The organism is Mesorhizobium sp. WSM4806, assembly GCF_055811635.1.
In genome coordinates this window covers 17,629-40,565 of the sequence record NZ_JBVVQZ010000015.1, presented here as the reverse complement: position 1 = coordinate 40,565, position 22,937 = coordinate 17,629, and the positions used below count along the sequence as shown (strand labels likewise).

Genomic DNA, 22,937 nt, shown 5'->3' with positions numbered 1-22,937 from the left:
TCGCGGCAATGGCCGGAGAGGCCCAATGATACGCCAATCCAGCCTGTTTTGTGCGACAAAATAAGACAGCACTACTGTCCTAAATTTTTATGACAGAAATTGCGGATGCGCACAAGACCGATTCACAACAATCATGGGCATCTAGAGATAGAAAATTACGCGCCACCCCGTCAAAACGCAACCTTCAGTCGTCCGCCTTAATGCATGTCGCGCAAAAGTGTGCAGCGGTTTTACGATAACGACATGCATGAAAACAAAAACCTAAAGCGCGTGGCATGAGGCCGGCCGAACGCGACGCGCTTTAGGTCCGGCCTCTCGCTGGCTTTACCGCTTTTCCGGCGCTTGGCACTTGCGAGCGGCATGCGAAAGCGGCCAAGGTCGCCTTGATTTTCCCAGCACAGGCAAACGCATGAATTTCGCTTCCGACAATTGGGCAGGCGCCCATCCCAGCATCGCCGCGGGCCTGTCGGCCCATGCCGGCGGCTTTTCCACCGCCTATGGCGACGGCGCCCTCGACGAGGCCGCATACCAGCGCTTCAACGAAATCTTCGAGCGCGAGGTCGCGGTGTTTTTCGTGGCCACCGGCACCGCCGCCAATTCCCTGTCGCTGACCGCCTACAACAAATCGGGCGGCATTTCCTTCTGCCATCGAGAGTCGCATGTCATCGAGGATGAATGCGGCGCCCCGGAATACTTTACCGGCGGCTCACGGCTCCATGCCGTCGACGGTGCGCTGGGCAAGATCGATCCGAACGACCTGGACAGGGCGGTCGGCCGGTTCGCGCCTGAAATCGTCCATTCCGGGCGCCCGATGGCGGTGTCGATCACCCAGTCGACCGAGGTCGGCACCATCTACACACTAAACGAAATTGCCAGGATTTCGGCGATCGCCAAGCATCACAAACTGCCGCTGCACATGGATGGTGCCCGCTTCGCCAATGCGCTGGTCGCGCTCGAGACAACACCGGCGCAGATGACCTGGAAGGGCGGCGTCGACATCCTCTCTTTCGGCGCCACCAAGAACGGCTGCTGGTGCGCCGAGGCTATCGTGCTGTTCGACCTCGACCGCGCCAGGGAACTGGCCTTCCTGCGCAAGCGCGCGGCGCAATTGTTCTCGAAATCGCGCTTCATCGCAGCGCAGTTCGAAGCCTATTTCAAGGACCACCTGTGGCTCGACACGGCCCGGCATGCCAACGCCATGGCAGCACGCCTCGCAGCACTGATCGAGGATTCCGCGTCGGCGCGTCTGGCCTGGCTGCCGCAAGCCAACGAAGTGTTCGCGGTGATGAAAAAGGCCAAGGCTGAACGGGTGCATTTGGCCGGTGCCGCCTTCTACGACTGGCACAAGCCGCACGACTTTGATGGCCATATCGGCGAGGACGAAGCGCTCTATCGTTTCGTCACCAGCTTTGCGACCACGGCCGAAGAGGTCGACCGCTTTGGCGAGCTAATTGCTGGATAGCGGCACCTATCCATCAAAAGGGCGGCGCCAGGCGCCGCCCTCGTCTGTTAGGTCGTCTTTGTGACGCAGCTTACGCGGTGGTCTTGGCCTCGATCTGCTTGGCCTTCGCCGAAGACGCGGTGATCGCGATCTTGCGCGGCTTCAGCTCCTCGGGAATATTGCGCTTGAGGTCGATGAAGAGCAGGCCGTTCTTCAGCGAGGCGCCGACGACATCAACATGGTCGGCAAGCTGGAAGCGGCGCTCAAAGGCCCGGCTGGCGATACCGCGATAGAGCAGTTCGGAGCCTTCGCCATTGCCTTCCTTGCGCTCACCCTTGACAGTCAGAACGTTGCGGTGAGCCTCGATCGAGAGCTCATCGTCCGAGAAGCCGGCGACCGCCATCGAGATGCGATAGGAATCCTCACCGGTGCGCTCGATGTTGTAGGGCGGATAGGTCTGTGCACCTTCCGGCTGCGCAAGCGAATCGAGCATGGTGAACAGCCGGTCGAAACCGACGGTCGAACGATAAAGCGGTGAAAAATCAACGTGACGCATGGTGTGTTCTCCTGTCGAGCAACAAGGTTTGCGTATGGCCGGTACGAAACCCGTGACGGCGTTCCGGATGGGCCAGCGGCCCCGACATTGGCGGCCGCAGCAGACATTTGGGGAGCACGAGAAGGCATTTCAAGATTCTGCCGCCTCGATGAACGGCAGATGAACCGCGGCTTCGGCGAACGTTCAGCTAAGTCGCGCTAATCTGCTTCCAGGATCAAGGAACAGGCGGCGGTTACAGCGTCGCGCGTCCTCTCGGACACGCAAAAGGAAGCTGTAACACTTTGATTGCGCATGATTCACAGCGAGATCGGCTGCGGTTTTCGCGGTTATGCGCGAGATGCCGCAACGAGGCCGACCGGGTGTAACGTCCCTTCCTCCCGGATCGACGGGGGGCCGGAAGCACGCCGCAAGCTGCTTTCGGCCTCACTCGCCGGCTGCCTCGTTCCAGCCTTTCCAACGCGTCCGGAATTCCTTTGCTTTTGCTGCATGGGCGTCTATGCCTACCAAAGCTTGCGCCATGCAGGCAGCGACACATAAAACGCAGCGCCGAATGACGGACCTCCTCGCCAAAATTCCCCTCTTCCGCGAAATTCCGGGCAATCCGCCACCGGAAAATGCGGCCGCTGGTTTCTTCACCACGCGCGACGGCAAGAAGATCCGTTATGGGCTCTTTGCCGCCGTTGCCCGCCCGATGAAGGGCACCGTGGTCCTCTTGACCGGCCGCAACGAGTGCATCGAAAAGTATTTCGAGACCATCCGCAACCTCGCCGACCGCGGTTTTGGCGTCGCCACCTTGGACTGGCGCGGTCAGGGCGGTTCCGACCGGCTGATCAGCGATCGCGAGCGTGGCTATGTCCGCAGTTTCTTCGACTACACCGGCGACCTGGAACAGTTCTTCGAGGAGATCGTGCTGCCCGACTGCCGGGGGCCGTATTACATATTGGCCCATTCGGCCGGGGCGGTGATCACGCTGCTTGCCGGGCCGTCGATGGTGAACCGCGTACGGCGCATGGTGCTGATCGCGCCCTTCCTGGCGGTACCCGACCTGCCGGTCTCGACAACCACCGTTCGCCGCCTCTGCTCGCTGTTCTGTCTGCTGGGTCTTGGCAAGCTTTATGCCGCCTGGGGTCCGCGGCCCAGAAAAACCATACCCTTTGCCGTCAACAAGGTGACATCGGATCCCGAGCGGTATCGGCGCAACACGCTGCTCTACGAAACCTACCCGCAGCTGGCGCTCGGCGGCCCGACGATCCGCTGGCTGAAAGCGGCGGCGCAGGCCTCCGAGGTCATCAGCGATCCCGACTTCATGGCCAGGATCCGGGTTCCCTTGCTGGTGGTCGCCGCCGGCGCCGACCAGGTCGTCTCGACGAAAGCGGTGGAAACCTACACCAGACGCCTGCGTCTCGGTTCGCTGCTGGTGATCGATGGTGCGCGCCATGAAATATTGCAGGAGACCGACTTCTATCGCGAGCAGTTCTTTGCCGCCTTCGATGCCTTCATTCCGGGAAGCGACGACAACGCCTGATTGAGTGCCGCGCTCCCTCCGGACGCCAAAAGACCGCTCCAAACCATTGAAAATCCATGATTTGGCTTGAAAGAATGACTTGGCTTGAAAAAATGTCTGCCAGGTCGATCGTCGGCCTACACTTGCCGGGCGAAATCCATGATCCAATTGGTCTCCCAGGTCTTGCCGCCATCCGGTGAAAAAGCCTGCTCCCAGCGCGCCGATTTTTCAGTAATCCGCGACCACAGGAAGCGAACCTGGATATCGCGTCCGTCGAAGACGTCTTCACATAGGAACGTGCCGACACCTGCTTCGAAGGCGCCGCGCATCGGAATATCGATGGTCGCCGGGCTGCGGCCGTCGATCCACCAGATCGACCATTGTCTCGTCGCCGGATCGAAGGTCCGCAGCGTGGCGGCGCGATAGGCGCCGCCGGGCAATTCAATCACATTGTCATCGACATTGCCGAGCCCGCCAAGGATCGGGCGCACCTCGCATGTCCCGCCAAACACGTCCCAGTTCGTGTCGCCTTGCAGGCGCTCCTGCAACCTTCGATGACTGACGTTCCAGCGTCCGAAGAAGAAATCGAAATCGGCCCGCCCATCTGATGGAGCATTTTCTGCCGGCGCATTTTCTACTGGAGCATCTTCGGAACGGCTGGTTGTTGACTGCGTCGGCATGAGACTCCCTCCCGTGGCATTGTCTCCATAGCCGAGAGCTGCTGACACCCTGCCGTCAGGAGCATTGGGTTATCGTCGCCGTGGGCACCTCAGTGCGTAATGGCCAGCTGCCCAGCCGGTTCAGCCACGCAACGCCGCCATCGCGGCGGCATGAAGCTCCGGCGTTGCCGCAGCCAGGATGTCGCCGCCCCTTTCCGCCGGTCCGCCTTCGAAGGTGGTGACGACGCCGCCGGCCTTCTCGATGATCGGGATCAGCGCGACGATATCGTAGGGTTTCAAATCGGGGTCGGCGACGATGTCGACGCTTCCCGCCGCGACCATGGCGAAGGCATAGCAGTCGGTACCGTAGCGGGCGAGCTGGACCTGCCGCTCGAACAGGTCGTAGCGCAGGCGCGCATCTCCCTTGAACAGTGCTGGCGTGGTGGTGAACAGCGTCGCCTCGGCGAGGCTTGTCGTCTTGCGTGTGGTCAGCCTTCGCGGTCCGCCCGGGCCTTCATAATGGGCGCCGGACGCGTTGGCGTAGAAAAGCTCGCCGGTGAAGGGCTGCGACATCATGCCGGCAACGGCATCGCCGTCGACCGTCAGCCCGACCAAGGTTCCCCACACCGGCAGGCCGGAAATGAAGGCACGGGTGCCGTCGATCGGATCGATCACCCAGACATGCCTGCTGGACATGTTCTCGCTGCCATGCTCCTCGCCGAGGATGCCGTGATCGGGATATTCCGCTGAAATAAGCGCCCGGATGACCCGCTCGGCCTCGCGGTCGGCCTCGGTGACCGGGTCGAAGCTGCCTTGCTCCTTGTTGGCGACTGCGCCCTGGGTGCGGAAGCGCGGCAAGGTTTCGGCTGCGGCGGCATCCGCAATGCGCCGCATGAAATCGATGCTGATGTCCAACTGATTCTCCCGCGTAATGCATGTCGCGCAAAAGTGTGCAGCGGTTTTGCGATAACGACATGCATAAAACAACAACCTAAAGCGCGTCGTCCGGTCAAACGCGAGGCGCTTTAGCGTGCTGGAACCATCGTCTGCCTGTGGATTTCCGCCAAAACAAGGGCGTGCGGGACTTTTGCGCATCGACGACTGTTGCTCGAATGCAACGCTGGCGCCCTCGAAACGCAGTTTCCACATCATAGTGAATTAAAAACGCCGCACGGCGGCTTGACATTTGTGCATCGCACAATAGATTTGTTCTCGGACAGGTTCTCCTGTCCATGCCCTCCTTGGGCGTTTCCTCCCTAGACTTCGACCGTGTCGTGCAAACGATGCGGTCTTTTTTTCGGCGCGGCACTCAGCCGATTGCGCGTCCCGACCCGCACCCCGATGCCTTTATCCGGCGCCAGATCTCGTTTCGTTTTTCGGCAATCATTCGGCGGCAAGCGGCAGGTCGATAAAATTGTGGTCGGGCATCGCCATCAGGTCGGCCGAGAATTGCGCCAGATCGTCGGCGAGCGCATCGAAGCCGGCGGATTTCTGGAACGTCCGCTCGTTCATGTAAAGCCCGCGATTGACCTCGATCTGCAGTGCATGGAGGTGGCGCACGGGGCGGCCATAGTGCTCGGTGATGAAGCCTCCGGCATAAGGCTTGTTATGGGCGACGGTATAGCCCATGCCGATCAGCAGGCCGATCGCCGTCTCGGTCAACGCTGCCGCGGCGGAGATGCCGAAACGGTCGCCGACGATGAAGTCGGGCCTGACACCGCTGTCGCCGACCCTGATGCTCGCCGGCATCGAGTGGCAATCGATCAGCACGGCAAAGCCGAACCGCGCATGGGTCCTGGTCAAAAGCCGTTTTAGCGTCTCGTGATAAGGCTTGTAGACAGCCTCGATGCGCCCGACGGCTTCCGCCAACGGCAAGCGGCCGGCATAGATTTCGAGCCCCTCTCCTACCAGCTTGGGCACGGTGCCAAGCCCGCCGGCGACGCGCGCCGAGCGGATATTGCAGAACGACGGCACGGGTTCGGCGAACATGCGCGGATCGAGTTCCCACGGCTCCCGGTTGACGTCGAGATAGGCGCGCGGGAAGTTTGCCGCCAGCATCGGCGCGCCGAGCGCGACGGCGCCGCCGAACAATTCGTCGACATAGCAATCTTCGGAGCGGCGGATGGCGTTTCGGTCCAGCCTTGCCATCGCCAGGAACCGGTCCGGATAGTGACGGCCGCTATGCGGTGAGTTGAAGAGGAAGGGGACGCGCTGTTCGGCGCCCGACCGGATTTCGAAGGGGGGAACGACCGAAAAATCCTCGGCTGCCGTTTTCAATTTGAACGAACCCGGAAACACCAATGCATCATGATTGGAAAGTGCCACCTCGCCGGCCGCATGTCCAGCGTTTCGGCGTGCGGACCACTTTGTTAAAGCCGGATCGGGCCTTTATCGTTCACTTGATGTTTACCCTCACCTCCTCATATACAGGATGGTTAACGGGCTGCCCACGGCAGTCCCGGGCGGGTGATTCGGACGGGATAAGATGGCACGCATTCTGCTGGCGGAAGACGACGACGACATGCGCCGGTTCCTCGTCAAGGCGCTGGAGCGTGCCGGCTACCAGGTCAGCGATTTCGACAATGGCGCCAGCGCCTATGAGCGGCTGCGCGAAGAGCCGTTCTCGCTGCTCTTGACCGATATCGTTATGCCGGAGATGGATGGCATAGAACTCGCCCGCCGCGCCACCGAGATCGATCCCGACCTCAAGGTCATGTTCATCACCGGCTTCGCCGCCGTTGCGCTCAATCCGGATTCCAAGGCGCCGAAAGACGCCAAGGTGCTGTCGAAGCCGTTCCATCTGCGCGACCTCGTCAACGAGGTCGAAAAGATGCTGCAGGCAGCCTGACACGCTTTCCGCCGCCGGCTTCCGGCGCGCCTTCGACGGTGCGGCAAGGCGAACCGTTCTTTCCCTTTTCCTGCTATTGACGCGCCGTGGCAAAAATGGTGTATGCGCGGCTTCGGATGGGCGTGTAGCTCAGCGGGAGAGCACTGCATTGACATTGCAGGGGTCACAGGTTCAATCCCTGTCACGCCCACCATCCAGACAATCCGCCGTCTCTCGTACCCGCAGATTTACGGGTGCGTCCAGGCTGGACCGCGTGAATGCCGTATTTTTGAGAATGCCAAGCTGGCCCCAGCCAAGCTTCTCAATTCAAGTCGGCTGAGAATATCTTTTCGGCTACATCGACGATATGAAATCTGGTGTCCGTTGGAGGCATCGCTCTTCCAGGTGCATCCGAAACGGCATCCAACATGTCGGCGAGCGGCTTTGCATTGGACACGGCCAACAGACGGCCGCCCAAGCCGTCATGTCTGGTGGCAGCAATCAGCGTCGATTGAGATCAAGCCGCGCCGAGGCGGAGATCGCCCGTCTCGATATGCTGGAGAAACCAGGCATAGGTCTGCTCCAAGCCACTCTGAAGCGAGTACCGCGGGCGCCAGCCCGTGGCAAACAGGCGCGACACGTCCATCAGCTTGCGCGGCGTGCCGTCCGGCTTCGTCGCATCGAATGTGAGCACCGCCTCGGCGCCGACGACGGAGAGCATGGTGCGGGCCAGTTCGGCAATGGTGATGTCTTCGCCCGAGCCGACATTGACGTGGCTGTCGCCGGCATAGTTTTTCAGCAGCCAGACCAGAGCGTCGGCGGCGTCGTCGACATGCAGGAACTCGCGCATCGGCGCGCCCGATCCCCAGACCTCCAGGGTTTTGTCGCCGGCGCGCTTGGCCTTGTGTGCCTTGCGCATCAGGGCTGGTACGACATGGCTGGTGGAGAGGTCGAAATTGTCGCCGGGGCCATAGAGGTTGGTCGGCATCGCCGAGATGTACTCGACACCGTATTGGCGCCGATAGGCCTGGCACAGTTTCAGCCCGGCGATCTTGGCGATCGCATACCATTCGTTGGTCGGTTCGAGCGGACCGGTCAGCAAGGCATCCTCGGAGATCGGCTGCGCCGCAAACTTCGGATAGATGCAGGACGAACCGAGAAACAGCAATTTCTGCACTTCGTTGCGGAAGGCGCTCTCGATGACATTGGTCTGCATGATGAGATTGTCCTGCAGAAAATCGACCGGCAACCTGTTGTTTGCCAGGATACCGCCGACCTTGGCCGCCGCCATCACCACCGCGTCCGGCCTGTGGCCAGCCATCCAGCGCCGCACGCCGGCCTGGTCCATCAGGTCGAGTTCATCGCGGGATGCGGTCAGGACCTCGCAGTCCTCGTCCGCCAGCCTGCGCAATATGGCCGAGCCGACCATGCCACGATGCCCGGCCACGAAAACGCGCTTGCCCCTTAGGTCGAAATCCATTGGCGTATTCCTATGCAGAACGGCCGCTTTGACCATCTGGCGTCGGCGCGCCGGATGAACCTGCTTCGGACGCATAGCGCATACAGATTTGCCGAGACAAGCCAAATCGGAGATTCGGGCGAGCTCTTCTTGTGGTATGGCGGTCAGACCCCCGCCACGGCGCACAGGCTCTTCATTCTGGCGACGGCAAGCTCCGGGTCGGCCAGCAATCCGGCCTGGTCGGCGAGGCGGAACACATCGGCATAGTGGCAAATGCCGCGTGCCGACTGCATGCCGCCGACCATCGAAAAATGGTCCTGGTGGCCGTTCAGCCACGCCAGCAAGACGATACCGGCCTTGTAGTACTCGGTTGGCGCCTCGAAGATTTTCCGCGACAGCGATACCGTCGGCGCCATCAGCGCGTCATAGCCGGCGCGATCGTCGTCGGCCAGCCTCGCCAGCGCGGCATTGGCGACCGGCGCGATAGCGTCGAAAATCCCGAGCAGCGCATGCGAGTGTCTTTCGCCATCGCCGGCGATCAGCTCGGGATAGTTGAAATCGTCGCCGGTGAACATGACCACCCCTTCCGGCAGCCGGTTGCGCAGGGCAACCTCTTTGCCGGCATCGAGCAGCGATATCTTGATCCCCTCGACCTTGCCGGCGTGGCGTTCGATGATGGCGACGACCGTGTCGAGCGCGGTGTCGAAATCATGGCTGCCCCAATAATTCTTCAGCGCCGGATCGAACATGTCGCCCAGCCAGTGCAGGATGACCTTGCCGGAGGCTTGGCGAAGGATGCGGTCATAGACGCTGGCATAGTCTTCGGGACCCTTTGCGACAGCCGCCAGCGCCCGGCTGGCCATCATGATCGCCTTGCCGCCCAGGCCATCGATGAAACCGAACTGCTCCTCATAGGCCGCGATGACATCGTCGAGCGTCCGGGCGGCGCCTGGCGCCAGATGGTCTGTCCCGGCGCCTGAGGCGAGATCGGCGCCCTCGATGGTGCGCGCCTCGGCGATCGAGCGGCGGATCAATTCCCTGGCGTTTGTCCAGTCGAAACCCATGCCGCGCTGCGCGGTATCCATCGCCTCGGCGATGCGGAAGCCGAGCCGCCACAGATGATGGCGGAACGCCATCGTGCGCTCCCAGTCGACCGCAGGATGAGACCACGGATCGGTCATCGCGAGGGGATCGGCAACGACATGAGCGGCGGCATAGGCGATGCGCGAAAACCGCGCGCCGATCACCGGCTGTGCCGGCTGGCCGACAAGGCGGTAGCGACCGCCCTCCCCGGGCAAGGCAATGTCCATCGATCTCTCCCTTCGTCGCGCTATTAAATGGAACGTTCCAACAAATCAAGGACCTTTTGTCGATTCTCGATCCATACCCCAGAATGCTGCATCGCAGCGAAGAAGGCCGTCTAAGAGCGGCATTTAAGCGCCGACTGCCGGATTTTTCGAATTCTGGAAAATCCTGATTGACTCAAATCCAGCCCAGAATTAGAACGTTCCAATAAAATTCGGCCGGAAAACACCGGAGGACGTATCTGAATGGCCAGCAGGCCCAAGGCGACGATACTCGACATTGCCCGTGAGGCGGGCGTGTCCAAGTCGACGGTGTCGCTGGTGCTGCAGGGCAGCGGGCTGATCCGACCTGAGACTGCGCTGAAGGTTCGCAAGGCGATCGAGGATGTCGGCTATGTCTACAACCGCGGCGCCGCCAATCTGCGCAAGGCCCATTCCAACGTCATCGGCATGGTCATCAACGACCTTACCAACCCGTTCTTCGCCGAAATGGCGGTCGGCATGGAGCGTGTGTTCCAGTCGGCGGGCATCGTGCCGTTCATCGCCAACACGGCGGAAAACCCGGTGCGCCAGGAAGAGGTGCTGAAATCGCTGATGGAGCAAGGTGTCGCCGGGCTGATCGTGTCGCCGGCGCGCGGCACGACTCCCGGTGCGTTCCGCCGCATCGAGATGGCGGGCCTTCCGATCGTCTTCACCATGCGCCGCCTTCCTGAAAGCCGCATCCCGGTGATCGCGCCCGACAATCACCGCGGCGCCTGGCTCGCCACCGCCCATCTGATCGGCAAAGGGCATCGCCGGCTGGCGTTCTTCGGCGGCTCATCGGATCTGGTAGTCTATCACGAGCGGCTGGGCGGTTTTCGCGAGGCCTGCGAGGGGCTCGGCATCGCCAAGCGCGATACACTGGTCGTCGAAGGCGAAACCAGCCGCAAGGGCGGCATTGCCTGCCTGGAGACGGCCCTCGCCATGGCCGAGCCGCCGACCGCGGCGCTGTGCTTCAACGATGCGGTTGCCTTCGGCGTCATGCTGGCGCTGCGCAAGCGCGGCCTCGAGCCCGGCGCGGATTTCGCCGTTGTCGGCTTCGACGACGTGATCGAAGCCCAGCACTACATGCCGGCGCTGACCAGTGTCGCGGTGGATTCGGCGGGCCTCGGCGAGCGCGCCGCCCATGTCATGCTGAAGATGATCCAGTCGCGCACCACGCGCGCCGAGGATCATATCGGCGCCGTCAACCTCGTCGTCAGGGACAGTTGCGGTCCTGATCGCCGTGCCGGAATGGGAGACGCGGCATGACCGTCAGATGGGGACTGATCGGCGCAAGCACGATCGCCAGGCAATTCGTGATCAACGCCATCCGCGCGCAACCGAACAGCGAGATCACGGCGGTGATGAGTTCCAGCCCGGAGCGCGCCGCTGCCTATGCCAAGGAGAACGGCATTGCGCTCGCCGTCTCGACGCTCGATGCATTGCTCGGCTCCGACATCGACGCGGTCTACATCTCGACCACCAACGAACTGCATCTCGAACAGGCACTGGCCGCCATCACCGCGGGAAAACATGTGTTGTGCGAAAAGCCGCTGGCGCTGACCAGCGCCGATGCGCGCAAAATGGTCGCCGCCGCCAAGGCGGCCGGTCTCGTGCTCGGCACCAACCATCATCTGCGCAATGCCGGCTCGCACCGGGCGATGCGCGAAGCCATTGCCGCCGGCCGCATCGGCAAGCCGATTGCCGCGCGCGTCTTCCACTCGGTCTATCTGCCCGAAAATCTGCAGGGCTGGCGCATCACCAGGCCGGAAGCCGGTGGCGGCGTGGTGCTCGATATCACCGTGCACGATGCCGACACGCTGCGCTTCGTGCTCGGCGACGATCCGCTCGAGGTTTCGGCGTTCACCCAGGCCGCAGGCATGGCCAGCGGCGGGCTGGAGGACGGCGCCATGTGCATCTGGCGCTTCAGATCGGGCGTCATCGCCCAGTCGCATGAGGGCTTCACCACCAAATTCGCCGGCACCGGCTTCGAGGTGCATGGCAGCGAAGGCTCCCTGATCGCGAAAGATGTGATGACGCAGAAGCCGATCGGCTCCGTGCTGCTGCGCACGGCAAAGGGCGAGGAGGAATTGAGCTTCGACCGCGAAGATCTCTATGTCCGTTCCCTGCGCCAGTTCCATGCGGCGATCGGTGGCGAAGGCCAGCCGTCGGCCACCGGCGAGGACGGCGTCTGGTCTCTGACATCAGCCGAGGCGGCGTTGCAATCAGCGAAGTCCGGCAGATCGGTCGCGATCGATCCGAATCTCGGGGGCGCAGCGTGAGCAAACTCGTCTCCGCAGCGCAAGCCGCCAGCCTGATCGGCGACGGCATGGTCGTTTCGGTGTCGTCGTCGAGCGGCCTCGGCTGCCCGGATGCGGTGCTTGCCGCGATCGGCGAGCGCTTCGACGCGCAAGGCCATCCGAAGGACATCACAACGCTGCACCCGATCGCCGCCGGCGACATGTACGGCATCAGGGGTATCGACCACCTGGCCAAGCCCGGCCTGCTGAAGCGCACGCTGTGCGGCTCCTATCCGTCCGGCCCTTCATCCTCTGAACCGCCGCAGATCTGGAAGATGATCGGTGACAATTCCGTCGCCGCCTACAACGTGCCCTCAGGCATATTATTCGACATGCACCGCGAGGCCGCTGCCAAGCGCCCCGGCGTGCTGACCAAGGTCGGCCTCGACACCTTCGCCGACCCGCGTCATCAGGGCTGCGCCATGAATGCGGCGGCCAGCGAGCCGATCGTTTCGGTGCAGCAGTTCGACGGCGAGGAATGGCTCTATTTCCGCTCGATCGTGCCTGATGTCTCCATCATCCGCGCCACCACCGCCGACGAGCGCGGCAACCTCACCTACGAGCACGAGGGCGCCTATCTCGGCGGGCTGGAGCAGGCGCTCGCCGCCCGCAACAATGGCGGTATCGTCATCGCGCAGGTCAAGCGCGTCGTCGAGAACGGCACGCTGAAGCCGCATGACGTGCGCGTGCCCGGTGTGCTGGTCGACCATATCGTGGCGGCGCCCGACCAGTTGCAGACGACGCTGACATCCTACGACCCGGCCATCTCCGGCGAGATCTTCCGCCCGCTGTCGACTTTCCGCAACGCCGAGATGAGCGTCCAGAAGGTCATCGCGCGACGCGTCGCCATGGAGCTTGCCGACGGCATGGCCGTCAACATTGGCTTCGGCATCTCGGCCAACGTGCCGCGCATCCTTATCGAGGAGGGCCAGCACGGCAAGGTCACCTGGGTGATCGAACAGGGCGCGGTCGGCGGCGTGCCGCTGCTCGATTTCAAGTTCGGCTGCTCGTCGAACGCCGACGCGTTTATGCCTTCGCCACACCAGTTCATCTACTTCCAGGGCGGCGGTTTCGACGCGTCGCTGTTGTCCTTCCTGCAGATCGACCGCCACGGCTCGGTCAACGTGTCGAAGCTTTCGGCGCGGCCGCATGTCACCGCCGGCGCCGGCGGTTTTGTCGACATCACCGCGCGGGCCAAGAAGATCGTCTTTTCCGGTTTCTTCAATGCCGGCGCCAAACTGTCGCTCGCCGATGGCGGCATCCGTATCGACGGGGAAGGCAAGGTCAAGAAATTGGTCGGCGAGGTCGAGCACATCTCCTTCTCCGGCAAGCGCGCTGTCGCGCAAGGACAGGACATCACCTATGTCACCGAGCGCTGCGTCATGAAGCTGACGCCGGATGGGCTGATGGTGACTGAGTTGGCACCGGGCATCGACCTCGAGCGCGACGTGCTGGCGCAGGCCGAGATCCCGCTCGCCGTCGCCAACGACCTGAAGGTCACGCCGGACGCGCTCTACCGTGACCGGCCGATTGGACTGTCGCTCAATGGCGGCGCCTCGCTTGGAGGCGCGCATGGCTGAGCGTCTCGTCAGCTTTGAAACAGACGGTGCCATCGGCATCGTCACGATGCGCCGACCGGAGAAATTCAACGCGCTCGACATCGCGATGCTGCGCGCGCTGGAAGCCGCACTCGATACGGCCGAGGCCGCGGACGGCGTTCGCGTCGTGCTGCTGTGCGGCGAAGGCAAGGGTTTTTGCGCCGGCGGCGACGTCGAAGCCTGGTCGCAAATGAGCGCCGCCGATTTCCAGGTGCAATGGGTTCGCTACGGCCACCGCGTCTTCGACCGGCTGGCGCGGCTGCGGCAGCCGACGATCGCCGTGCTGTCCGGCCATGCACTGGGTGGCGGGCTGGAACTGGCGGTCGCCTGCGACTTCCGCGTCGCCGAGGCGCAGGTGAAATTAGGTTTTCCGGAAACCTCGATCGGCGTGGTGCCCGGCTGGTCCGGCACGCAGCGCGCGGTGCGCCGCTTCGGCGCCCAGACGGTGCGGCGCATGGCGCTTGGCGGAGAACTGTTCGTGGCTGCCGAAGCACTCGTTCTGGGCATCGTCGACCGGGTGGTCGAAACGGGCAACGCATTCACCGAGGCCAGGGCCTGGGCCGGCAAGATCGCCGAGCGCGGCCCGCTGGCAACCGAAGCCGCCAAGCTGATGATCGCGATCGCCGAAGGCGAGGACAGTGCCGCCGCAACCGAGGCGCTGGCCAGCGGCTTCATCGCGCTGACCGGCGATCTCAAGGCCGGTGTCGACGCTTTCAAGACCAAGCAGAAACCAGCGTTTTCAAGATCATGAGAATGCAAACGGAAGCTCACATGAACTTGCCCCTCACCATCGCCATGCCCGCCGAGGCATCCGCAGCACCGAAGACCTACCGGCTGCTGATCGACGGCAAGTTCGTCGATGCCCGCGACGGCCGCACGCTGGAGCGCAACAGCCCCGGCCACGGCTTCACCGTTTCGCGCTATGCGCAAGCCGGCGAAGAGGAAGTCGAGGCGGCGGTACAGGCCGCGCACAAGGCCTTCGAGACCGGCCCCTGGCCGCGCATGAAGGCCGGCGAGCGCGCCGCGATCCTGCTCAAGGCGGCGGACCTGATCGAAGCGCGGCTCGAGGCGATTGCCCGGCTCGACGCGCTGGAATCCGGCAAGCCGATCACCCAGGCGCGTGGCGAGATCGGCGGCGCCGTCGACATCTGGCGCTATGCCGCGGCGCTTGCCCGCACGCTCCATGGCGAGAGCTACGCCAATCTCGGCGACGCCATGCTGGGCGTCGTGCTGCGTGAACCGATCGGCGTCGTCTCGATCATCACGCCATGGAATTTTCCGTTCCTCATCGTCAGCCAGAAACTGCCGTTCGCGCTCGCCGCCGGCTGCACGGCTGTGGTTAAGCCGAGCGAGATGACCTCGGCCTCGACCTTCGTGCTCGGCGACATCCTGATGCGGGCCGGCTTGCCGGACGGCGTCGTTAACATCCTCGCTGGCCTGGGCGCCGATGTCGGCGCGCCGATGGTCGCCCATCCGCTGGTCGAGATGGTGTCGTTCACCGGTTCCACCCGGGTCGGCAAGGTGACCATGGCATCGGCTGCGAACGCGCTGAAGAAGGTCTCGATGGAGCTCGGCGGCAAAAACGGCCAGATCGTCTTTCCAGATGCCGACCTCGAAGCCGCCGCCGACGCGGCGGTGTTCGGCGGCTTCTTCAACGCCGGCGAATGCTGCAACGCCGGCAGCCGGCTAATCGTCCATGAGGCGATCGCCGACGACTTCCTCGGCGCGGTGAAGGCGCTCACCCCCAGGGTCACCGTCGGCGATCCGCTAGACGACAGCACCAAAATCGGCGCGATGATCTCTTCCGAGCACCTTTCCAAGGTCACCGGCTACGTGGCGGCGGCGGCAAACGACGGCAGCAGCGTCTATAGCGGCGGCAAGCAAATCGCCTCCAATGCCGGTCAGTATCTCGATCCGACCATCCTTCGCGGCGTCACCGAAGACATGGCCATTGCACGTGAGGAAGTGTTCGGCCCAGTGCTGTCGGTGCTGACGTTTGGATCGATTGAAGAGGCGTTGCGCATCGCCAACAACACGCCCTATGGTCTATCGGCGGGTGTGTGGAGCGCCAGCATCGACACCTGCATGTCGGTGGCGCGGAGTGTGCGTTCGGGAACCGTTTGGGTGAACACGTTCATGGAAGGTTATCCCGAGCTGCCTTTCGGAGGCTACAAGCAATCCGGTCTCGGACGCGAACTCGGCAAGCGCGCCGTCGAGGATTATACCGAGGAAAAGACAATCCAGTTTCATCGCGGCCAGCGCACCGGATGGTGGGTCGGCTGAGCTGTGAAGAACCCGGCGGACAGCCGCCGGTCGTGTAGCTGCAACAAGGGAGGAAGTACATGTTGCGCAAACTGCTTATCGGAACGGCTCTCGGCTCGGGTCTTGCGTTCGCAGCCCATGCCCAGGACGTCAAGGAAGTCGAGATGCTGCATTGGTGGACGTCTGGCGGCGAAGCGGCTGCCTTGAACGTGCTCAAGGAGGATCTGGCCAAGCAAGGCTTTGCCTGGAAGGACGTGCCCGTGGCCGGCGGCGGCGGCGACGCCGCCATGACCGCGCTGAAGGCGATGGTCGCGGCGGGCAACTACCCGACCGCCTCGCAGATGCTCGGCTATACCGTGCTCGATTACGCCGCGGCGGGCGTAATGGGCGACCTGACGGAGACGGCGGTAAAGGAAGGCTGGGACAAATCCGTGCCGGCCGCCCTGCAGAAATTCTCGGTCTATGACGGCAAGTGGGTCGCGGCTCCGGTCAACGTCCACTCGGTCAACTGGCTGTGGATCAACAAGGCGGTGATGGACAAGATCGGCGGCACCGAGCCCAAGACCTTCGACGAATTCATCGCGCTGCTCGACAAGGCCAAGGCGGCGGGCGTCATCCCGCTCGCGCTTGGCGGCCAGAACTGGCAGGAAGCCACCATGTTCGATTCCGTCGTGCTGTCGACCGGCGGACCTGAGTTCTATAAAAAGGCCTTCAACGACCTCGACGAGGAGCAGCTGAAATCCGACACGATGAAGAAGTCGTTCGACAACCTTGCCAAGCTCGTCACCTATGTCGACCCGAACTTCTCCGGCCGCGACTGGAACCTCGCCACCGCCATGGTCATCAAGGGCGATGCGCTGGTGCAGGTGATGGGCGACTGGGCCAAGGGCGAATTCAACGCCGCCAAGAAGACCCCGGGCACCGACTTCCTGTGCTATCGCTTCCCGGGCACCGACGGCAGCGTGGTCTACAACTCCGACATGTTCGGCATGTTCGACGTTCCGGAGGACCGAAAGGCCGCGCAGGTCGCCTTGGCCACCGCAACTTTGTCGAAGAGCTTCCAGTCGGCCTTCAACGTCGTCAAGGGCTCCGTCCCGGCCCGCACCGACGTGCCCGACACCGACTTCGACGCTTGCGGCAAGAAGGGCATGGCCGACCTGAAGGCCGCCAACGAAGGCGGCACGCTGTTCGGTTCGCTGGCGCAAGGCTATGGCGCGCCGCCGGCCGTCGCCAATGCCTACAAGGACGTCGTCTCGAAATTCGTCCACGGCCAGATCAAGACCTCGGACGAGGCCGTGACCCAATTGGTCAACGCAATCGAAGACGCCAAATAAGAACCGGCATGAAAGGACCTTCCCCGCTCCGGTGGGGAAGGTTCCACCAAGCCAGGATGGTCGGCTTCTGGTCGGAATGGCGCCGGCGATCAACCAACACGCCCCGTCTCGACGGGGCTATCCTTCCCCGCCTGGCGGTGAAGGGACCCGCGAGGGAGGAGCCCATGACAACGGTCGCGACCCAGATCAAGCTGACGCCGGAGCATAATGCGCGCCCGGGCGCGTCGGTGCGTTCGCGCCTGCAGGACGCGCTGCCGAAGATCGTGCTGGCGCCAAGCTTTGCGATCACCATCGTCTTCGTCTACGGCTTCATCCTGTGGACGGTCTATCTGTCCTTCACCAACTCCAAGACCTTCCCGTCCTATGCGCTGACTGGGCCGCGTGCCTATCAGAGGCTATGGCGCTGGACTTTCGAAAGCGACCCGCCGTCGAGCTGGTATACGTCGATCACCAATATGGGGATTTTCGGCTTTCTCTACATCTTCATCTGCCTGGCGCTCGGCCTTTTCCTGGCGATCCTGCTCGACCAGAAAATCCGCGGCGAAGGCATCTTGCGGCCGATCTATCTTTATCCGATGGCGCTGTCCTTCATCGTCACCGGCGTGGCCTGGAAATGGTTCCTCGATCCCGGCCTCGGCCTCGAGCAGACGCTGCATCAATGGGGCTGGACGAGCTTCCATTTCGACTGGATCAAGAACAAGGATTTCGTCATCTACACCGTGGTGATCGCCGGCGTCTGGCAGGCCTCGGGTTTCATCATGGCGATGTTCCTGGCCGGCCTGCGCGGCATCGACGGCGAGATCATGAAGGCGGCGCAGATCGACGGCGCCACCACGTTCCAGCTCTATCGCCGCATCGTCATCCCGCTGCTGCGGCCGGTGTTTCTCTCGGCCTTCATCGTGCTCGCTCACCTCGCCATCAAGTCCTACGATCTGGTCGTAGCACTGACCAGCGGCGGGCCGGGCGGCTCGGCCTGGCTGCCGTCGAACTTCATGTATGAGTACACTTTCAAGCGCAACGAAATGGCCGTCGGCTCGGCCAGCGCCGTGATCATGCTGATGACCATCACCGCGATCATCGTGCCCTATCTCTATTCCGAGCTCAGGGAGCGGCCGCGATGAGCGTCATTGCCACGCCCGCTCGCCAGAGCACTGGCGGCATCAGCGCCAGGACCGTCAACCGCATCGTCATCTACGGCCTGCTGGCGCTGTTCGCGCTGTTCTACCTGATGCCGCTGTTCGTCATGCTGGTGACCTCGTTCAAGACCATGGACGAGATCCAGAACGGCAACATGCTGGCGCTGCCGCAGGCGCCGACCTTCGAGCCGTGGCTGAAGGCGTGGGGCGAGACCTGCGTCGGCCTGACCTGCGCCGGCATCAAGGGCTATTTCTGGAATTCCATCAAGATGGTGGTTCCGGCGGTGCTGATCTCGACGCTGCTCGGCGCGCTCAACGGCTATGTCCTGACCAAATGGCGTTTCCGCGGCCACACGCTGGTTTTCGGGCTGATGCTGTTTGCCTGCTTCATCCCTTTCCAGTCGGTGCTGTTGCCGATGGCGACGATCCTCGGCAGCCTCGGCCGCTTCGGCGTGACGCTGCGAAACGCAACGGGATTTTCATTCGGCTTGGGCAATCCGACGGTCAATCTGGTCTTTGTCCACGTCGTCTACGGGCTCGGCTTCACCACTTTGTTCTTCCGCAATTATTACGAGGCGTTCCCGACCGAACTGGTCAAGGCGGCACAGGTCGACGGAGCCAGCTTCTTCCAGATTTTCCGGCGCATCATGCTGCCGAATTCGATGCCGATCTTCGTCGTCACCGTCATCTACCAGTTCACCAACATCTGGAACGACTTCCTGTTCGCCTCGGCCTATGCGGGCACCGGCGACGCGATGCCGATGACCGTGGCGCTGAACAACGTCGTCAACACCTCGACCGGTGTCGTCGAATACAACGTCAACATGGCGGCGGCGATGATCGCCGCACTGCCGACCCTTCTCGTCTATGTGGTCGCTGGCCGCTATTTCGTGCGCGGCCTGATGGCCGGCGCCGTCAAAGGATAATCGAATGGCTTTTCTCGAAATTGATGGGCTGAGGAAGCGGTTCGGATCGGTCGAGATCCTGAAGGGCATCGACGTTGATCTCGAAAAGGGCGGCTTCCTCGTGCTGGTCGGCCCGTCCGGCTGCGGCAAGTCGACCTTGCTCAACACCATCGCCGGCCTGGAAACTATCACCGAAGGCGAAATCCGTGTCGACGGACGCACGATCAACGATCTCCACCCCTCGAAGCGCGACATCGCCATGGTGTTCCAGAGCTATGCGCTCTATCCGAACATGACCGTCGCGGGAAACATTGCCTTCGGCATGGAGATGCGCGGCGTGCCGGCCCACGAGCGCCAGAAGGCGATCGACAAGGTGGCGAAGGTGCTGCAGATCGGCCACCTCCTGCAGCGCAAGCCGAGCCAGCTTTCCGGCGGCCAGCGTCAGCGCGTCGCCATGGGCCGGGCGCTGGTGCGCGACCCCAAGCTGTTTCTCTTCGACGAGCCGCTCTCCAATCTCGACGCCAAGCTGCGCGTCGACATGCGCATCGAGATCAAGCGGCTGCACGCAACCACCGGCACCACGATCGTCTACGTCACTCACGACCAGATCGAAGCGATGACGCTGGCCACCAAGATCGCGGTGATGCGCGACGGCGAGGTGCAGCAATTCGGCACGCCTGCCGAAATCTACAACAACCCGACCAATCTGTTCGTCGCCGACTTCATGGGCTCGCCGGCGATGAACCTGATCCCGGCGACGATCGGCGGCAATGGCAATGCGCTTTCCGTGGTGCTGCAGCGCGAGGCGCGCGAGCCGATCTCGCTGCCGCTGGCCGATGCGCCGACGGGCCTGTCGGCATTCCACAGCAAGCCGATAATCTTCGGCGTCCGCCCCGAGGCCCTGACCGATCCTGAAGGAGCCGAACGCAACGCATCGAACATCGCCACCGCCGATTGTCACATCGAGGTCGTGGAGCCGGCCGGCTCCGACACCTTCGCCGTCACCAATCTCGGCGGCAAGGCGGTGGTGGCGCGTCTGCGCGCCGACGCCAACATCCAGCCGGGCACGGTCACGCCGCTCGCCTTCAACCTGACCAAGGCGGTGTTCTTCGATCCGGCGACCGAGAACCGCATCCTCTGACAGCCATGACAAACCCGGACATCGTCATCATCGGCTCCGGCATCGGCGGCGCCACGATCGCTTCCGGCCTTGCCGGCAGTGGCGCCTCGATCCTGATGCTGGAGCGCGGCGAACCGCTGCCGGCGACGCCGCACACGCGCGACACGCGCGCCATCTTCGTCGGCGGCCACTACCGGCCGAAGGAGATGTGGCGCGAGGCCGGGGGTGCTGCGTTCAATCCCGGCAATTATTACTATGTCGGCGGCAATTCGAAATTCTATGGCGCGGTGCTGATCCGCTACCGCAAGGAAGACTTTTCGGAGATGGAGCACTATGGCGGCGTCTCGCCGGCCTGGCCGTTCTCCTATGAGGAATTCGAGCCCTGGTACTCCAGGGCCGAGCAGCTTTTTCGCGTGCGAGGCGCACTCGGCGAAGACCCGACCGAACCGTTCCACTCGATCCCCTACCCCTTCGGGCCGGTGCCGGACGAGCCGCCGATCGCCCGCGCCCGCGCCGAACTCATGGGCCTCGGCCTGCATCCGGCATCGCTGCCGCTCGGCGTCGACATCGATGCCTGGCTAAAGGACGGCAAGACGGGCTGGGACGCGTTTCCCAACACCGGGACCGGTAAGGTCGACGCCCAATCGGGGCCGCTGACAGCGGCACTTGCCGACCGGAACATCAGGCTCGAGACCGGTGCTCATGTCGAATACCTCGAAGCCTCATCGGATGGCAGGACGATCGCCGCCGTTCACTATCGCCAGGACGGCATACTGAAGAAAGTAACGCCGAAACTGGTCATCCTCTCGGCCGGAGCGGTCAATTCCGCCGCCATCCTGCTGCGTTCGCCGTCCCCGAACGGAAACGGCCTTGCCAACCGCTCCGACCAGGTCGGCCGCAACTTCATGAACCACAATTCGAGCGCCATGCTGGCGATCGATCCGCGCCGCAGGAACACCTCCGTCTACCAGAAGACGCTGATGCTCAACGACTACTATCTATCCGACGGCAAGGGCGGCAAGCCGCTCGGTAACGTCCAGCTTCTCGGCAAAATCGACAGTCATATCCTGAGGGCCAACGTCAAGCTTGCACCCAAATTCGCGCTGGACTTCATGGCCGGCCACGCCGTCGACTGGTACCTGATGTGCGAGGACCTGCCAGACCCCGAAAGCCGCATCATGGTCGACGGCAAGGACATCGTCATGCAGTGGCGGCGCTCCAACATGCAGTCGCTCGACGGGCTGACCAAGGTGATGCGCGAGAACTTCCGCGCCTGCGGCTATCCGATCGTCCTGTCGCGGCCTTTCGACAAGCGCACGCCGTCGCACCAGTGCGGCACGGTCAAGATGGGCGACGATCCGGCAACCTCGCCGCTCGACCCGTTCTGCCGCTCGTTCGACCACAAGAACCTGTTTGTCGTCGACGCTGGCTTCCTGCCGAACTCGGCCGCGGTCAATCCGGCGCTGTCGATCGCCGCACAAGCGCTGCGCGTCGCCGACCACATCCGCAAGAGCGAGCTTGTCCTATGATCGGTCTGCGCCGCCCCTCATCCGCCTGCCGGCACCTTCTCCCCGTGAACGGGGAGAAGCCCGCTGGCCGCAACCTCGGCGCCTTTTTTGCAACGCTGGCGATTGGCGAAGCAGGCGATGAAGGCGTCCTTCTCCCCGTCACTATACGGGGAGAAGTGCCCGGCAGGGCGATGAGGGGCGGCGCTGACGTCCAAAGGAACATCTTCACATGAGCCGTCCGGCAGCCATCATCACCGGCGGCGCGCGCGGCATCGGCCTTGCCAGCGCCGAGGCGCTGGCCGATGCCGGCTTCGATATCCTTGTCGTGGACCTTGCCGAAAAAGCCGGCGACGGGGTTGCCGCTGACATCACCGCCCGCGGCGCGAAATTCGCCTATCATTGCGGCGACATTGCCGACCTCGACGACCATGCCGCATTGGTCGATGCCGCGACGAGCGCCTTCGGCCGCATCGACTGCCTGGTCAACAATGCCGGCATCGGCGCCGTGGTACGTGGCGACCTGCTGGAATTGAAACCGGAAGACTTCGACCGGATCGTCGCCATCAATCTGCGCGGCACCGTCTTCCTCAGCCAGGCCGTTGCCAGGGCGATGCTTGCGGCGCCGGGTGATTTTCCAAAAACGATCATCACCATCACCTCGGTCAGCGCCGAAATGGCCTCGCCGGAACGTGCCGACTATTGCATCTCCAAAGCCGGGCTTTCGATGTGGGTGAAGACCCTGGCGCTGCGGCTTGCCGCAGAAAATATCGGCGTGTTCGAGGTGCGGCCAGGCATCATCCGCACCGACATGACTGCAGGGGTAACCGCCAAATACGACGCGCTGATCGACGGCGGTCTGGTGCCGGCAAAGCGCTGGGGCGAAGCCGCCAATGTCGGCGCCGCCGTAGTGGCACTCGCCGGCGGCAAGCTCGGCTTTTCGACCGGCTCGATCATCAATGTCGACGGTGCGCTGTCGGTGCCGAGGCTGTGAACAGGTGACGCC

At 63.1% G+C, this 22,937-nt stretch carries 20 protein-coding genes and 1 tRNA gene; 15 read left to right on the top strand and 6 right to left on the bottom strand.

The window, feature by feature from the left end; genetic code table 11:
• The first annotated feature begins 409 nt into the window (after positions 1-409).
• Positions 410-1,462, top strand: coding sequence for a threonine aldolase family protein (locus AC0L2M_RS22150; RefSeq protein WP_473535898.1), 1,053 nt, complete (start codon positions 410-412; stop codon positions 1,460-1,462).
• 70 nt (positions 1,463-1,532) lie between these two features.
• On the opposite strand, the gene AC0L2M_RS22145 is transcribed toward AC0L2M_RS22150, so the two are convergent.
• Positions 1,533-1,997 (bottom strand): Hsp20 family protein, encoded by a 465-nt coding sequence (locus AC0L2M_RS22145; RefSeq protein WP_473535897.1) that lies wholly within the window; start codon positions 1,995-1,997, stop codon positions 1,533-1,535.
• A 550-nt stretch (positions 1,998-2,547) separates the two neighbouring features.
• Between AC0L2M_RS22145 and AC0L2M_RS22140 the strand changes: the two genes are divergently transcribed.
• Entirely contained in the window at positions 2,548-3,522 is a 975-nt protein-coding gene (locus AC0L2M_RS22140; protein ID WP_473535896.1) for an alpha/beta fold hydrolase, read from the top strand.
• 116 nt (positions 3,523-3,638) lie between these two features.
• On the opposite strand, the gene AC0L2M_RS22135 is transcribed toward AC0L2M_RS22140, so the two are convergent.
• The 3 genes from AC0L2M_RS22135 to AC0L2M_RS22125 form a co-directional block, all read right to left on the bottom strand.
• Positions 3,639-4,181: a DUF1579 family protein gene (locus AC0L2M_RS22135; protein WP_128187916.1), complete on the bottom strand. Its 543-nt coding sequence runs from the start codon at positions 4,179-4,181 to the stop codon at positions 3,639-3,641.
• Between the two features lie 120 nt (positions 4,182-4,301).
• The gene (hisN, locus tag AC0L2M_RS22130; protein ID WP_473535895.1) at positions 4,302-5,075 is read right to left on the bottom strand and encodes a histidinol-phosphatase; all 774 of its coding nucleotides are present in this window, start codon (positions 5,073-5,075) and stop codon (positions 4,302-4,304) included.
• Positions 5,076-5,543: 468 nt separating this feature from the next.
• A complete protein-coding gene (locus tag AC0L2M_RS22125; protein ID WP_128173778.1) occupies positions 5,544-6,485 on the bottom strand; it encodes an N-formylglutamate amidohydrolase in 942 nt (313 codons plus the stop codon).
• Between the two features lie 160 nt (positions 6,486-6,645).
• Between AC0L2M_RS22125 and cpdR the strand changes: the two genes are divergently transcribed.
• Positions 6,646-7,008: a cell cycle two-component system response regulator CpdR gene (gene cpdR, locus AC0L2M_RS22120; RefSeq protein ID WP_006199474.1), complete on the top strand. Its 363-nt coding sequence runs from the start codon at positions 6,646-6,648 to the stop codon at positions 7,006-7,008.
• 118 nt (positions 7,009-7,126) lie between these two features.
• Positions 7,127-7,201 (top strand) — tRNA-Val (locus AC0L2M_RS22115).
• Between the two features lie 303 nt (positions 7,202-7,504).
• On the opposite strand, the gene fcl is transcribed toward AC0L2M_RS22115, so the two are convergent.
• Together fcl and AC0L2M_RS22105 are read right to left on the bottom strand one after the other, a co-directional pair.
• The gene (gene fcl, locus AC0L2M_RS22110; RefSeq protein ID WP_473535894.1) at positions 7,505-8,467 is read right to left on the bottom strand and encodes a GDP-L-fucose synthase; all 963 of its coding nucleotides are present in this window, start codon (positions 8,465-8,467) and stop codon (positions 7,505-7,507) included.
• Positions 8,468-8,610: 143 nt separating this feature from the next.
• Entirely contained in the window at positions 8,611-9,756 is a 1,146-nt protein-coding gene (locus AC0L2M_RS22105) for a dihydrodipicolinate synthase family protein (RefSeq protein ID WP_473535893.1), read from the bottom strand.
• Between the two features lie 240 nt (positions 9,757-9,996).
• Here AC0L2M_RS22105 and AC0L2M_RS22100 point away from each other — a divergent pair, with 240 nt between their 5' ends.
• From AC0L2M_RS22100 to AC0L2M_RS22050, 11 genes are all read left to right on the top strand, one after another.
• Positions 9,997-11,040, top strand: a complete 1,044-nt coding sequence (locus AC0L2M_RS22100; RefSeq protein ID WP_023798089.1) for a LacI family DNA-binding transcriptional regulator — start codon at positions 9,997-9,999, stop codon at positions 11,038-11,040.
• The gene (locus AC0L2M_RS22095) at positions 11,037-12,053 is read left to right on the top strand and encodes a Gfo/Idh/MocA family protein (protein ID WP_473535892.1); all 1,017 of its coding nucleotides are present in this window, start codon (positions 11,037-11,039) and stop codon (positions 12,051-12,053) included. The genes AC0L2M_RS22100 and AC0L2M_RS22095 overlap by 4 nt, the downstream gene beginning before the upstream one ends.
• The gene (locus AC0L2M_RS22090; RefSeq protein ID WP_473535891.1) at positions 12,050-13,651 is read left to right on the top strand and encodes an acyl CoA:acetate/3-ketoacid CoA transferase; all 1,602 of its coding nucleotides are present in this window, start codon (positions 12,050-12,052) and stop codon (positions 13,649-13,651) included. Before AC0L2M_RS22095 ends, AC0L2M_RS22090 begins: the two co-directional genes overlap by 4 nt.
• Positions 13,644-14,420 (top strand): enoyl-CoA hydratase/isomerase family protein, encoded by a 777-nt coding sequence (locus AC0L2M_RS22085; protein WP_473535890.1) that lies wholly within the window; start codon positions 13,644-13,646, stop codon positions 14,418-14,420. The genes AC0L2M_RS22090 and AC0L2M_RS22085 overlap by 8 nt, the downstream gene beginning before the upstream one ends.
• 20 nt (positions 14,421-14,440) lie before the next feature.
• A complete protein-coding gene (locus tag AC0L2M_RS22080; RefSeq protein WP_473535889.1) occupies positions 14,441-15,952 on the top strand; it encodes an aldehyde dehydrogenase family protein in 1,512 nt (503 codons plus the stop codon).
• 59 nt (positions 15,953-16,011) lie between these two features.
• Positions 16,012-17,265, top strand: a complete 1,254-nt coding sequence (locus AC0L2M_RS22075; RefSeq protein WP_036262246.1) for an ABC transporter substrate-binding protein — start codon at positions 16,012-16,014, stop codon at positions 17,263-17,265.
• Between the two features lie 164 nt (positions 17,266-17,429).
• Positions 17,430-18,386: a carbohydrate ABC transporter permease gene (locus tag AC0L2M_RS22070; RefSeq protein WP_473535888.1), complete on the top strand. Its 957-nt coding sequence runs from the start codon at positions 17,430-17,432 to the stop codon at positions 18,384-18,386.
• Positions 18,383-19,327 (top strand): carbohydrate ABC transporter permease, encoded by a 945-nt coding sequence (locus AC0L2M_RS22065; RefSeq protein ID WP_027153273.1) that lies wholly within the window; start codon positions 18,383-18,385, stop codon positions 19,325-19,327. Before AC0L2M_RS22070 ends, AC0L2M_RS22065 begins: the two co-directional genes overlap by 4 nt.
• 4 nt (positions 19,328-19,331) lie before the next feature.
• Positions 19,332-20,447, top strand: coding sequence for an ABC transporter ATP-binding protein (locus tag AC0L2M_RS22060; protein ID WP_473535887.1), 1,116 nt, complete (start codon positions 19,332-19,334; stop codon positions 20,445-20,447).
• A gap of 5 nt (positions 20,448-20,452) precedes the next feature.
• Positions 20,453-21,955: a GMC oxidoreductase gene (locus AC0L2M_RS22055; protein ID WP_473535886.1), complete on the top strand. Its 1,503-nt coding sequence runs from the start codon at positions 20,453-20,455 to the stop codon at positions 21,953-21,955.
• Between the two features lie 208 nt (positions 21,956-22,163).
• The gene (locus tag AC0L2M_RS22050) at positions 22,164-22,925 is read left to right on the top strand and encodes a 3-ketoacyl-ACP reductase (RefSeq protein ID WP_473535885.1); all 762 of its coding nucleotides are present in this window, start codon (positions 22,164-22,166) and stop codon (positions 22,923-22,925) included.
• The last annotated feature ends 12 nt before the right edge of the window (positions 22,926-22,937 follow it).

Coding starts and splice junctions, on each gene's coding strand:
- AC0L2M_RS22150 (WP_473535898.1), top strand. CDS start 410: ATGAATTTCGCTTCCGACAATTGGGCAGGCGCCCATCCCAGCATCGCC.
- AC0L2M_RS22145 (WP_473535897.1), bottom strand. CDS start 1,997: ATGCGTCACGTTGATTTTTCACCGCTTTATCGTTCGACCGTCGGTTTC.
- AC0L2M_RS22140 (WP_473535896.1), top strand. CDS start 2,548: ATGACGGACCTCCTCGCCAAAATTCCCCTCTTCCGCGAAATTCCGGGC.
- AC0L2M_RS22135 (WP_128187916.1), bottom strand. CDS start 4,181: ATGCCGACGCAGTCAACAACCAGCCGTTCCGAAGATGCTCCAGTAGAA.
- cpdR (WP_006199474.1), top strand. CDS start 6,646: ATGGCACGCATTCTGCTGGCGGAAGACGACGACGACATGCGCCGGTTC.
- fcl (WP_473535894.1), bottom strand. CDS start 8,467: ATGGATTTCGACCTAAGGGGCAAGCGCGTTTTCGTGGCCGGGCATCGT.
- AC0L2M_RS22105 (WP_473535893.1), bottom strand. CDS start 9,756: ATGGACATTGCCTTGCCCGGGGAGGGCGGTCGCTACCGCCTTGTCGGC.
- AC0L2M_RS22100 (WP_023798089.1), top strand. CDS start 9,997: ATGGCCAGCAGGCCCAAGGCGACGATACTCGACATTGCCCGTGAGGCG.
- AC0L2M_RS22095 (WP_473535892.1), top strand. CDS start 11,037: ATGACCGTCAGATGGGGACTGATCGGCGCAAGCACGATCGCCAGGCAA.
- AC0L2M_RS22085 (WP_473535890.1), top strand. CDS start 13,644: ATGGCTGAGCGTCTCGTCAGCTTTGAAACAGACGGTGCCATCGGCATC.
- AC0L2M_RS22080 (WP_473535889.1), top strand. CDS start 14,441: ATGAACTTGCCCCTCACCATCGCCATGCCCGCCGAGGCATCCGCAGCA.
- AC0L2M_RS22075 (WP_036262246.1), top strand. CDS start 16,012: ATGTTGCGCAAACTGCTTATCGGAACGGCTCTCGGCTCGGGTCTTGCG.
- AC0L2M_RS22070 (WP_473535888.1), top strand. CDS start 17,430: ATGACAACGGTCGCGACCCAGATCAAGCTGACGCCGGAGCATAATGCG.
- AC0L2M_RS22065 (WP_027153273.1), top strand. CDS start 18,383: ATGAGCGTCATTGCCACGCCCGCTCGCCAGAGCACTGGCGGCATCAGC.
- AC0L2M_RS22060 (WP_473535887.1), top strand. CDS start 19,332: ATGGCTTTTCTCGAAATTGATGGGCTGAGGAAGCGGTTCGGATCGGTC.
- AC0L2M_RS22055 (WP_473535886.1), top strand. CDS start 20,453: ATGACAAACCCGGACATCGTCATCATCGGCTCCGGCATCGGCGGCGCC.
- AC0L2M_RS22050 (WP_473535885.1), top strand. CDS start 22,164: ATGAGCCGTCCGGCAGCCATCATCACCGGCGGCGCGCGCGGCATCGGC.